The sequence below is a fragment of the Mycobacterium sp. IDUB_9 genome (assembly GCF_055419505.1).
This window is the reverse complement of record NZ_JBVAXU010000001.1, coordinates 322,789-334,770: the sequence shown is the minus strand read 5'-3', so window position 1 is coordinate 334,770 and position 11,982 is coordinate 322,789. Positions and strand designations below refer to the sequence as shown.

Genomic DNA, 11,982 nt, shown 5'->3' with positions numbered 1-11,982 from the left:
AACTTGGGCATAGTTACCCGTCGGTAACTTAGCTTCCTTCTGCTCATAGTGACATTTCGGTGTTTCTCACCGCTACCGAGGCTTGCCTAACTTTGAGATCACTGTGGTATAGCTCTCAGCCCTGGGGCGCCAGCATCGCCCGCAACATCGACAGCATTTCGGTGCGTGACTCGGCACCGAGACGGCGCCGGATCCGGGCGACGTGATGCTCGACTGTCTTCGCCGAGATGAACAACTGACTCCCGATATCGCGGTAGGGCATTCCGAGCAGCAGCAGTTCGGCCACCTCGCGCTCGCGGTCGGACAATTTGGTGGACGACGGAGCCGGCGCCTGAGGCGCGGCGCCCAGGGGGGTTACCGGAGCAACCTCGACGTCCTCGACCGCGCTGGCCTGCTTGAGGTCGCGGGCCAGTTGCAACATCGCCTGGGACACCCGGGCATCCGGCGTCTGCAACGCGGCCTGGCTGGCCAGCCTGGTGCCGTCCCAGGTCAGACCGAACTGAGACAGGGCCCGGGCCGCAGTGGTGACCTCGTCGGTGTCGACGTGATTGGCCAGCACCCGCAGCCAGGTGCGCCCGGCATTGGCCAACGCCCGGGCGAAGGCGCTCTGAGCGGCCGCTGCGGTCAGCGCCTGCCCGTGCGGGGCGACGGCTCCGGGCGAGTTGGCGAGGATTCCGGCGTGCACACCGGCCCAGTGCAGCGGCACCGACCACAACACCGGATTGCCCAGCGCCTCAAGCAGGCCCCACGCCTCCGACAGCGTGTGTTCCAGTCGGTCGACCTGACGCATCCTGGCACCGGCCACCCACAACTCACCCAGCGGCAGCAGCGAGAACAGGTCGATCGAATACTCGGCGAGCACCTCGACCGCGGCATACCAGTGCTTCTGGACGGCGCCGCTGTCCCCACTGCGCCGGGCGATCGCGGTACGCAGCGCCGCGGCCCACAACGCGTCTCTCCGGTGCAGATCGTCACCAGCTTCGGCGGCGTCCGCGCCGGCCGCGCCGAGCTGGCCGTCCTGCATCTTCACCCACCCCAACAGCAGGCGGTGGCGCGCCGCGCTGAACGCCTCCTCGCCGGCGCTGCCTGCCCGCACCGCACGGCTGATCACACTGCGTGCCCGCACTGAGTCGCCGCCGTGCAGCGCCGCCAGGGTCACCAGCGCCGCCGGGGTGTCGGGGGCGACGCCGCCGGCCTGATATTCGGATGTGACAGCCTGCCCCAGCCGGGCCACCGTCACCGCGAACGGCTGATCCAGCGACAGCACCAGACCTTCGGCCAGGCTGCGTGCCGCCCGCGCCGTCGAGGTGGGTGGTCCGGCCACCTCGGTGCTCGAGGACGCCCGCGCCGCATCGACGTCGCCGGCGGCGAGAAAGGACGTCGCGGCGGCTGAGCTGATCAAGGTGTCCGGGTACGGGCCGAGCCAGCGGAAGAGGTCCGCGGCCTGTGCTGCGCCGCCGTCGTGCATGGCGACGCTGGCCGCCACCCGGACCGCGGTGGCCCGTTCGGACGGCTCCTCGGAGCCGAGCAGCTCATCGGCCATGCGCGCCGCGGTGGTGCAGTCCCCGGCCAGCGCCAGTGCGTCGGCCAGCCGGGTGCTCACCGCGGCGGCCCCGGCCGTGACCGCGGCGCGGTAGAGCCGGGCCGCCCGCGCCGGCCGGGTGCGATTGTGGGCGGCGTGCTCGGCCAGTGCCTCGGCCAGCCGGTCATCACGCAGTCCGTGTTCGGCCAGGCGCACCGCGAGGTCGGCAGACAAGGTCGACAGCTCGATTTGCGAAGTGAGCAGGGAGGTTTCGATCTCATGATGGCGGGCGGCACCGGCGATCTGGGCGAGCGATTCATGCACCAGCCGCACGAACCGCCGGTCGTGGGACGGTTCCACCAATCCGCCGGCGCGGGCCCGATCCACCAGTGCCGACGCGTCAGCGCCGCTCAGGCGCAGCGCCGCCGCCACGTCGTCGGGGCCGAGATCGTGGCTCAGCGAAAGGATCAGCAGCGCATCGCGAGTGGCGTCGTCGACCCGGCGCAACCGTTGCAGCAGAGCGAACCGAGCCGCTTCGGCCGGCGCCTCGACCGCGTCCGCCGCTGCGCGCAACAGAAACGGCAGGCCCGCGGATGCAGTGAGCACCGATCGCACGGTTTCCGCCGTGGCCGGCGACCCCAGCGCCGTGGTCAGCACCCGGCCCACCTCGTCTGCGGCCATGGGCCCGAGCCGCAGCACCGGGTTTTCCCGCTCGAGCGCGGTGGCCAACGCCTGCAGCGGCGGGCGGTGGGTCAGCGGTTCACAGGCCACCACCACAGTCGCCGAAGGATCCGCGACTTTCTCTGCAAGACAGTCGATCTCGGTGTTGCCCAGCTGGTCTGCGTCGTCGATGACGAACGCCGCCTCGGCTGCATCGCCCGGACGAGGTGCACGGGTCAGCACAGTGCGGCCGGCCTCGCGCAGTGCGCTGCGGATCTCGGTGAGCACCGTGCTCTTCCCGGTTCCGATGCCGCCGGACAGCAGCAGCTTGACCGGCGCGGCGGGATTGGCCAGTACCGCACCGACCGCCGATCGGGCAGCCGACGGGAGCTCCGGAACGGGTTCCGGTGCCGGGGCGGTCATCAGCGTCGCCCTAGGCTCCGCCGCCTGGGGCCTCCGCCGCCGCAGTGGTGGTCACCGGCGGCTGGGTGGTGGTCGGAGGCTTCGTTGTCGTCGGGGGCTGCGTTGTGGTCGTCGGCGGTTGCGTCGTTGTGGTCGTGGTCGTAGTCGGCGGCGTCGTTGTCGTGGTGGTCGTCGTTGTTGTGGTGGTCGTGGTCGGGCTCGTCGTCGTGGTGGTCTCCGGCGCGGACGTCGTCGTCTCCGGCGGCGGGGGTGGCGGCGCGATGACCGTGGTGGTTCTGACTCCGTCGGGCCCTTCGGTCACGGTGGTGACCGGCTCGGGCGGCGGCCCCTCGGGGGACGGCCCCATCGAATAGGTGGTGCTGGTCTCGGTGACCGGGGTGGAATCCCCTTCGGAGCTGGTCAACGTCACCGCGAGGCCGCCTGCGGCCAGCAGCACGGCCGCGGCTGCCGCCCCGAACAGGATCCCCGGGCGCTTGTACCAGGGCAGCGGCGCCGGTCCGGCGTCGAACATCTCCTCTTCGTGGCTGAACTCGACGGGTGGCCGCGCCGCGGTCGTGCCCGGCGCTGTTTCGTATTCGCCGCCCGCATAGGGCACCGGTTCGTTTCCGGGCGCATCATCCTGCGACCAGGCGAGGGCACCGACGTTCGCCCCGTCGGCGCCGTTGGCCGACGGCTGCGCCGCAGTGGCTCCCGCCGCCCAGGCCGCCGGACCGAGGCTGGTCGGGGCCATCCCGGTCGGAGCGTCGGCGGCCGCCACCTCTGGGGCCATGCCGGTCGCCGCAGCGGCGTCGATGACTCGTTCGGCGACGAGAGCGGCGCCCAGCGCCGCATCGAGCTGGGGTCGCTGGGTGGTCACCACCGGGGCTCGCAACCGCTCGGACAGTCGCTGGGTGACCAGGGGGATCGCCGCTCCGCCGCCGACGGTGGCGACCGCGTTCACACTCGACAGCGCAATGTTGTTGCGCTGCAACGTGTCTTCGACGGCATCCAACAGACCGGCCAGGGCCGCGGACATGAGTTGCTCTAGTTCGGGGCGGGTCACCCTGACATCGGAGTTGAACCCGGGCAGTTCGGTGGGAATCGCCGTCGCGGTGTCGGCGGACAACCGCTCCTTGGCCTGCCGGCATTCGGCGCGCAGTCTCGCCAGCGAACCGACCGCCGCGGTACCCGCCGGATCGGCGTCGTTGGCCGTCGCCACTCCGCTGAGCACATGGTTGAGCAACGCCTGGTCGATCTGGTCGCCGGAGAAATCGGGATAGCGAACAGTCGGTCCGATGGTGGCGAAATCGGCACCGGCGTCGGCCAGTGTCACGCTCGTCCCGCTGCCACCGAAATCGCACAACACCACGACGCCGTCAGCGGGTAACCCGGGATCGGCCTGCAGCGCCGCCAGCGCGGTCAACGAGTCGGGCACCAGGCCCGGCGGAACGCCGTCGGGCGACAGCGCGGCCTTGTTGCGTAGTGCGCCGCGCAACGCGCCGACGGTGCTCGGGCCCCAGTGCGCCGGTACCGCGATCACCACGGGCGCACCGCCGCCGGCAGTGCGGGCCATCACGTCCAGCGCCTCGGCCAGCACCAGTTCCCCGCGGTGCTGGGACCCATCGGCAGCGACGAGAGGTACAGGGTCGCCGACACGTTCCACGAAGCCGGCCAGCGGCAGTCCGCTGCCGATGTACTCGCCCACGTCCGGTGCGCGGTCGTTGTGCAACGTGAAGATCGATCGGCGGATCACCGGTTGGCGGCCTTCGCGGGCTGCCACCAGGTTGGTCATCCCGATCGACAACCCCAGTGAGTCAGTCATCAGGCGTCACTCCTGTTGTCTCGGCCGACCCTCACCCTAACTGCTGGTGCGTCAAGGGCCCGGCATTGTTCCCCTAGTGGCGTCAATCCCCTAATGTCCGCCCCCCTAATGGCGGGCGGGTAGGGGTGGGTTCGGCACCGATCCCAGCACCCTCACAGCTGGCTAGCATTCGAAGCGAACTGTTGAGGAGGTGGAGCATGGCGAACACATTGCTGGACTTTGTGATGTCGCTCGTACGCGACCCCGACGCTGCTGCCCACTATGCCGCCGACCCGGCGCAGGCCATCGCCGATGCGCATTTGACCGATGTGACCAGCGCGGACGTGAACAATCTGATTCCGGTCGTGTCGGAGTCGCTCTCGACGGCCGGCACCGGCGGCTCGTTCGGCGACCTCGGTGCCACCGATCCGGGCGGCAACGTCTGGGCCAGTGGCGCGGCCACTGCGGCATTCGATGCCTTCGGCGATCACGTGCCGGTCGATGCGCCCAACCATGCCTGGGATGCGACGGCGGGCCAGGTGATCGACCAGTCGGACTCCCTGGACCATGTGGTGGCCTCCGGACCGGTCACCGACGACTCCGGACTTCTCGACCAGCCGCTCGACGACATATCACTGCAGCTCAACGAGCCCGTGATCGACGATGCGCCTGTCGTCGACCCGGCCCTGGCGCCCGATTGGGGCCAGCCGATCGTCGATGACCAGCACCACATCGACGGGGCCGGCGGATTCGATATCTTCGACTGAAGCACCCAGCTCTCCGATAAGCGCGCGACCCATGTGGTCGCGCGCTTATTGCGTTTAGCTGCGCAAACGTCAATAGAGTCGGGGATGCTCACCCATGCCCCTACGTATCCCCTATGCCCCTAGTGGGGTAGCCCCCTGTACCCCGGGTGGGGGTGTTGCGGGGAGGGGAATCGACCCCGTTTCCGGTGCCGCGGCGCACCCATAACGTTGTCTCCAGATCGCCGGAGAGCCCGGCGGGGGAACTCACCAGAGACTCCCAGAAACATTCGAAAGGTTGGAGAAATGACCTCTCTGATCGACTTCATCCTGGACCTGTTCCGTAGCCCCGCCTCGGCAGCTTCGTTCATCGCCGATCCGGACGGCAGCCTGCGTGACGCCGGCCTCCCCAACGTGACCGCAGCCCAGCTGCATGCCGTGGCGGCCACTGCCGCCCCGGCCGGCGTCCTGCTCGGTGGCGGAAACCCGGTGCTCGGCCTGCAGCGCGCGGTCGCCGACCACCACAGCCTGCCGGCCCAGTTCGCGAACCAGGTCGCCTCGCCGTTCTCCCCGCAGACGCAGTTTGCGCCGGAGGTGGCCAGCCGCAACAACACCGACTTCGCGAGCCACAACGACACCGATTTCGCCAGCAACAACCACACGCCGATCATGAGCCCGAATCAGGACGCCGGCGCCAACGCCCAGCAGGGTGCATTCAACCTGGGCTTCGGTGACATCACTCTCGGCGACAAGAGCACCAACACCGCCACCAACGGCGGCGTGGTGGTCGACGGCGAGAACAAGGGCGACATCGTCAGCGGTGACGGTGCCGTACTCGGCGACGGCAACACCATGAACAACGGCGATATCTTGGCCGGCTCCGGCTCACACGTCGCGGTCGGCAAGGACAACGCCATCGAGGACAGCTCGCAGCACGCCGGCGGCGACGTGGTGTCCGGTAACGACGGTCCGGTGATCAAGGACGTCGACATGAGCGGCGGCCACGGCGGCGGCGCGTCCGGCGGCGACAGCCTGATCGGTATCGGCAGCGGCGGTGCGTCCGGTGGCGACGGCGGCAACGCCGGCTCGATCATCCTGACCGATGCCTCGACCCACGCGGTCGGTGGCAACCAGACCACGGTCGACGGTGATTACGGCAGCCGCAACACCCAGGACAACTCGACGCACACCTCGGTGCAGACCGAGTCGACGCACAGCGTCGAGGACAACTCGTCGAGCTACACCTCGAACATCGGGTCGGGTAACGACACCGCGTTCGCGTCGAACAACGACACGGCGGCACACAACGACACGTCCTTCGGGTCGCACAACGACACCAGCTCGGCGCTGGGCTCGGGCAACAGCTACGACTCGCAGTCCCACACCGATGTCGCGTCGCACAACCCGATCGAGACCGGGTTCGACGCTTTCTGATCCGATCCCACAGGGGCGGGGGCCATCCGTTACGCGGGTGGCCCCCGTCCCGTTCGCACGCCTACCGTTGAGCCCGGCATGCAGGAGGGACTTCCATGACGCAACCCAACGACCCCAGGCCAGGGGCGGCGGCCGGCACGCCGGCCCGACCGGTCAAGGTGATCGTCGAACTCATCGACCACACCAGCACGATCGCTGCCACCTATGACCGCGGCGACCTGGTGGAGCGGCTGCGGTTGGCGAAGATGCGCATCAGCGACCCGCAGATCCGCGTGGTCATCGCGGGCCAGCTCAAGCAGGGCAAGAGCCAATTGCTGAACTCGCTGCTCAACATTCCGGTGGCCCGCGTCGGCGACGACGAGTCCACCGTGCTGGCCACCGTCGTCGCCTACGGTGAGCAGCCGTCGGCGCGCCTGGTGGTGGCCCGGCCCGACGGGGCCGAACCCGAACTGATCGACATCTCGCCCTCCGAGGTGACCAACGACCTCCGTCGCGCCCCACAGGCCGGCGGCCGTGAGGTCTTACGGGTCGAGGTGACCGCCCCGAGTCCCCTGCTCAAAGGCGGGTTGGCATTCGTCGACACCCCGGGCGTCGGAGGCCTTGGGCAGCCGCACCTTTCGGCGACCCTGGGCCTGCTACCCGACGCCGATGCGCTGCTGATGGTCAGCGACACCAGCCAGGAATTCACCGAACCGGAAATGACCTTCATCCGGCAAGCGATCGAAATCTGCCCGGTGGCAACGATTGTCGCGACCAAGACCGACCTGTACCCGCACTGGCGCGAGATCGTCGGCGCCAATACCGCCCACCTGCAACGGGCTGGTATTTCGACCCCCGTGACTCCCGTCTCCAGTGTGCTGCGCAGCCATGCGATCCAGCTCAACGACAAGGAACTCAACGAGGAATCGAACTTCCCGGCCATCGTGAAATTCCTGTCCGACCGGGTGCTGACGCGCGAGAGCGACCGCATCCGCGATCAGGTGGTGGATGAAATCCATTCAGCAGCAGAGCATCTGCTGCTGGCGGTGAATTCCGAGCTGGCCGCGTTCACCGATCCGGGCGAACGTGAGCGCCTGACGGCCGAGCTGGAACGGCGCAAGCAGGAAGCCCAGGATGCTCTGCAGCAGACCGCGTTGTGGCAGCAGGTGCTCAACGACGGCATCTCGGACCTGACCGCCGATGTCGACCACGATCTGCGCCACCGGTTCCGCAACATCACCCAGCACGCCGAGAAGGAGATCGACACCGGCGACCCCACCCTGCACTGGGCCGAGATCGGCTCGGAGCTGGAGGAGGCGGTCGCCACCGCCGTCGGCGACAACTTCGTCTGGGCCTATCAGCGTGCCGAGGCGCTGGCCGCGGAGGTGGCCCGCACCTTCACCGAAGCCGGTCTGGAGGCCGTGCAGCTGCCACAGATCGACGCCCGTGACATGGGCGCCGGATTCGGCGAGATGAAATCGCTGGCCCGGCTGGAGGCCAAACCGATCAAGGCCGGGCACAAGGTCATCACCGGCATGCGCGGCTCCTACGGCGGCGTGCTGATGTTCGGCATGCTCACCTCGTTCGCCGGGCTGGGCATGTTCAACCCGCTGTCGCTGGGCGCCGGTCTGGTGCTGGGCCGCAAGGCGTACAAGGAGGACATGGAGAACCGCATGCTCCGGGTCCGAGGTGAGGCCAAGGCCAACATGCGCAAGTTCATCGACGACGTCGCCTTCGTCGTCGGCAAGGAATCGCGGGACCGGCTCAAGGGCATTCAACGGCAACTGCGCGACCACTACCGCGGCATCGCCAACCAGACCACCCGCTCGCTCAACGAGTCGCTGCAGGCCACCCTGATGGCGGCCAAGGTTGAGGAGAACGAGCGCAACGCCCGGGTCACGGAGTTGGAGCGCCAGAAGAACATCCTGACCCAGGTGGTCCAGCACGCACAGAATTTGGCCAGAGAGGCCCCACTAGGCTCCAACAGTTAGTTTCGATGTGGTTTTCGGGTTGGAAGGGTTGGATTCCGCAGCGTGAGCACGGCCGATCAGGTGCGCTCGATTCTGGGCGGCACCATCAAGGCGTACCGGGGCGATCCGGCGTACCGAAATCGGCCCGACGTGCACAACGAGCTGGACCGCATCGGGCGCCGGCTCAACCAGCCGATCCGCATCGCGCTCGCCGGCACGCTCAAGGCGGGCAAGTCGACGCTCGTCAACGCACTGGTCGGGGAGGACATTGCGCCCACCGACGCCACCGAGGCGACCCGCATCGTCACGTGGTTCCGGCACGGCCCCACACCGAAGGTGACCGCCAACCACCGTGGCGGGCGGCGGGCCAATGTGCCGATCGCGCGCGATCCGCATGACCGGGGCCTCACCTTCAGCTTCGCCGGGCTGAATCCCGAGGACGTCGTCGACCTCGACGTCGAGTGGCCGGCTGCCGAGCTCATCGACACCACGATCATCGACACCCCGGGCACCTCATCGTTGTCGCGCGACGTCTCCCAGCGAACCCACCGGCTGTTGGTCCCCGAGGATGGGGTTCCCCGCGTCGACGCGGTGGTGTTCCTGCTGCGCACCCTCAACGCCGCCGACATCTCCCTGCTCAAGCAGATCGGTGAGCTCGTCGGCGGGTCCTCAGGCGCACTCGGCGTCATCGGGGTGGCCTCGCGGGCCGACGAGATCGGTGCCGGGCGCATCGACGCCATGATGTCGGCCAAGGATGTCGCCAAGCGGTTCACCGAGGAGATGGACAAGACCGGGATCTGCCAGGCCGTCGTCCCGGTGTCCGGACTCCTCGCCCTGACCGCCCGCACCCTGCGGCAGAGCGAGTTCGTGGCGCTGCAGAAGCTCGCCGGCATCGAGCCCGCGCAACTGACGAAGGCCATGCTCTCCGTGGACCGCTTCGTCCGCGAGGACAGCTCACTGCCGGTGGACGCGGCCACCCGCGCGGCCCTGCTGGACCGGTTCGGCATGTTCGGTATCCGGATCTCGATCGCGGTGATGCATGCGGGGGTGTCCGACTCCGTCGCCCTGGCCGACGAGCTGCTGGAACGCAGTGGTCTGGTCGCCCTGCGCGATGTCATCGACCAGCAGTTCGCCCAACGCTCGGAGCTGCTCAAGGCGCACACGGCGCTGCTGTCGCTACGCCAGTTCGTGCAGCAAAACCCGATCTACGCGACGCCCTACATCCTCGCCGACATCGATCCACTGCTGGCGGACACGCATGCCTTCGAGGAGCTGCGGCTGCTCAGCCTGCTCCGTTCCCGGCCCACCACGCTGAACGAGGACGAGATGGCCTCGCTGCGCCGCATCATCGGCGGCTCGGGCACCGACGCGGCCAGCCGGCTCGGACTACAACCCGACGCGCCGTTCGACGGGCCTCGCGCCGCATTCGCAGCCGCGCAACGCTGGCGGCGGCGGGCCGATCACCCGCTCAACGATCCATTTACTACGCGAGCCTGCCGGGCCGCAGTGCGCAGTGCCGAGGCATTGGTGGCCGAGTACTCGTCACGCCACTAACGAATTCGGGCTCACCGTCGACATACAGGTATGCGTGATTGCCTGGGGTTGTCTGTGGGGGCGACCAATCTGGTGGCGATCGCCGACCAGACGCCGTTGGTGCGGCGGGCGATGCTCACCGTCTCCGGGCATCGCGGGCCGGTGGTCGGCGCCCCTTCGGCCGGCGGCGGGTTGGTGTTCACCGATTTCGTGGGACGGGTGGGTGACCCGGTGCCGCTGGTCGCCGCCGACGGGTCGACGCATCGCGCAGATCAACTCTTGGCGGGCGCAGTCGAGGCATTGACCCGTGAGGTCAGCCCGGCGCATCGTCCGGACACGACGGTGGTCGCGGTGCCCGCGCACTGGAATGCCGGAGCTCTGGAGGCTGTGCGTGGCGCGTTGCCCGGCGTCCGGGTGGTTCCCGATTCGGTCGCGGCGTTGACGGCCATCCAGTCGTATCCCGGCCTGCCGGCCCGAGGCGTCGTCGCCCTCTGCGACTTCGGCGGCTCCGGCACCAGCCTGACCTTGGCCGACGCTGCCGCCGGGTTTGCGACCATCGGCCAGAGCATCCGCTACGACGAGTTCTCCGGTGACCTGATCGACCAGGAATTGCTGCGCGGCGTCCTGAGCAATCTGGAGACCGAGCCCGCTGGTACCGCGGCGGTGGCCGCACTGAGCCGGCTCCGCGATGAATGCCGGGCCGCCAAGGAGCGGCTGAGCGACGAGGGGGCAACGAGTCTCGTCGGGCCCCGCGGTGCGATCAGGCTCACCCGCGCCGAATTGGACGCGGTGGTCGACCAGCCGCTCGGTGGAGTGATCGAGGCCCTGCTGGACCTGCTGCGCCGCAACGGTATTCATCCAGCGCAGCTGGCGGCGTTGGTCACCGTCGGCGGCGGTGCACGGATACCACTTGTCACCCAACGGCTTTCATCGGCATTCCGCCTTCCCGTCACCACCGTGCCGCAAGCTCAGGTGATCGCCGCCGTCGGGGCCGCGCTGCTGGGGCGTCGGGGTGCCGACGAGACCGCGACGCAGGTGGCGGTTGCTCCTGCATTGGTTCCTCTCACGGGTACCGGCACCCTCGCCGCGTCCGCTCTGGCCTGGTCGGTGTCTGACGATGCCGCCGAAGTCGCCGAGTTCATTCCTGCATCGGTGACCGAGGATTCGGCCCGGCCGGAATTCGCGTTCTCCGAGCCGCCGTTACCGCCCGCTCCGGCGCGCGTTGCCTGGTACCGGCGCGGGGGAGTGGTGGCCTACGCGGGGGTGTTCCTGGCCGTCGTCGGCACGGTCGGCATGGTGCTGTCGGCGCGGGCCGATCGGCTCGACGCCGCCGTCTCCGGGTTGTTGGCGCCCCAAACTGTCCCCGCCGAGTCCCCGTTGGCCCAAACCGCACCGGCACCGCCCACGCGGACCGTCGTGGTGCGCGATCCATCCTGGCCAGGGCCCGCGGCGTCGGCGGGTCCCGCGCAGGCCGCTTCGCCACGGCCGGCGGCTGCGCCGCGGCTCGTGCAGAGCCGGCAGAGCGCACCGATGGGTCCGGCCCCGCAACGGGTGGCTCCTGCGCCGCAGGCGCCCCTCCCGCGGCCGGCCGCTCCTGCTCCTCTGCCTGCGCCTCCTGCAGCGCTCCCACCGATTCCGGTGCCGCCGTTGGTGTTTCCACCTGTGACCATCCCGCAATTGCCGGTGCCACAGTTGCCGATCCCGACGTTCAAGCCGCCGGTATCTGAGCCCTCGCCCAGCCCGAGCCCGTCGCCCAGCCCGTCGCCGAGTCCGTCGCCGACGCCGACGCCCACTGTGGAGCCAAGCCCGTCGCCGACTGCCACGCCGGAGCCGACGCAGGCTCCTGAGCCCACGCCCACTTCCGAGGCGCCGACACCCTGAATCGCGCTTGAACCGAGGATTACTGCTTGATAGTGACTGGAATCCTCGATCTTGATG

The 11,982-nt window shown here is 69.1% G+C and carries 7 protein-coding genes; 5 read left to right on the top strand and 2 right to left on the bottom strand.

Annotation, left to right across the window (positions count from 1 at the left end; translation table 11 throughout):
* Nucleotides 1-115 precede the first annotated feature (115 nt).
* Together iniR and ACZY08_RS01750 are read right to left on the bottom strand one after the other, a co-directional pair.
* Nucleotides 116-2,605: an isoniazid response ATPase/transcriptional regulator IniR gene (gene iniR / locus ACZY08_RS01755; RefSeq protein WP_463742897.1), complete on the bottom strand. Its 2,490-nt coding sequence runs from the start codon at nucleotides 2,603-2,605 to the stop codon at nucleotides 116-118.
* Between the two features lie 10 nt (nucleotides 2,606-2,615).
* Nucleotides 2,616-4,406, bottom strand: a complete 1,791-nt coding sequence (locus ACZY08_RS01750) for an Hsp70 family protein (protein ID WP_463742896.1) — start codon at nucleotides 4,404-4,406, stop codon at nucleotides 2,616-2,618.
* A gap of 197 nt (nucleotides 4,407-4,603) precedes the next feature.
* On the opposite strand from ACZY08_RS01750, the gene ACZY08_RS01745 reads away from it, so the two are divergent.
* The 5 genes from ACZY08_RS01745 to ACZY08_RS01725 all read left to right on the top strand — a co-directional run bounded on the left by ACZY08_RS01745 (nucleotide 4,604) and on the right by ACZY08_RS01725 (nucleotide 11,925).
* Complete coding sequence (locus ACZY08_RS01745; RefSeq protein WP_463742895.1) at nucleotides 4,604-5,152, top strand: Rv0340 family IniB-related protein; 549 nt, start codon at nucleotides 4,604-4,606, stop codon at nucleotides 5,150-5,152.
* A 282-nt stretch (nucleotides 5,153-5,434) separates the two neighbouring features.
* Nucleotides 5,435-6,562, top strand: coding sequence for an IniB N-terminal domain-containing protein (locus ACZY08_RS01740; protein ID WP_463742894.1), 1,128 nt, complete (start codon nucleotides 5,435-5,437; stop codon nucleotides 6,560-6,562).
* A 95-nt stretch (nucleotides 6,563-6,657) separates the two neighbouring features.
* Entirely contained in the window at nucleotides 6,658-8,532 is a 1,875-nt protein-coding gene (gene iniA / locus ACZY08_RS01735; RefSeq protein WP_463742893.1) for an isoniazid-induced dynamin-like GTPase IniA, read from the top strand.
* A 42-nt stretch (nucleotides 8,533-8,574) separates the two neighbouring features.
* Nucleotides 8,575-10,065, top strand: coding sequence for a dynamin family protein (locus tag ACZY08_RS01730; RefSeq protein WP_463742892.1), 1,491 nt, complete (start codon nucleotides 8,575-8,577; stop codon nucleotides 10,063-10,065).
* A 54-nt stretch (nucleotides 10,066-10,119) separates the two neighbouring features.
* Nucleotides 10,120-11,925 (top strand): Hsp70 family protein, encoded by a 1,806-nt coding sequence (locus tag ACZY08_RS01725; RefSeq protein ID WP_463742891.1) that lies wholly within the window; start codon nucleotides 10,120-10,122, stop codon nucleotides 11,923-11,925.
* The last annotated feature ends 57 nt before the right edge of the window (nucleotides 11,926-11,982 follow it).

Bases quoted from the DNA above. Each gene is read 5' to 3' on its own strand.
- iniR (WP_463742897.1), bottom strand. From the start codon at position 2,605: ATGACCGCCCCGGCACCGGAACCCGTTCCGGAGCTCCCGTCGGCTGCC.
- ACZY08_RS01745 (WP_463742895.1), top strand. From the start codon at position 4,604: ATGGCGAACACATTGCTGGACTTTGTGATGTCGCTCGTACGCGACCCC.
- ACZY08_RS01740 (WP_463742894.1), top strand. From the start codon at position 5,435: ATGACCTCTCTGATCGACTTCATCCTGGACCTGTTCCGTAGCCCCGCC.
- iniA (WP_463742893.1), top strand. From the start codon at position 6,658: ATGACGCAACCCAACGACCCCAGGCCAGGGGCGGCGGCCGGCACGCCG.
- ACZY08_RS01750 (WP_463742896.1), bottom strand. From the start codon at position 4,406: ATGACTGACTCACTGGGGTTGTCGATCGGGATGACCAACCTGGTGGCA.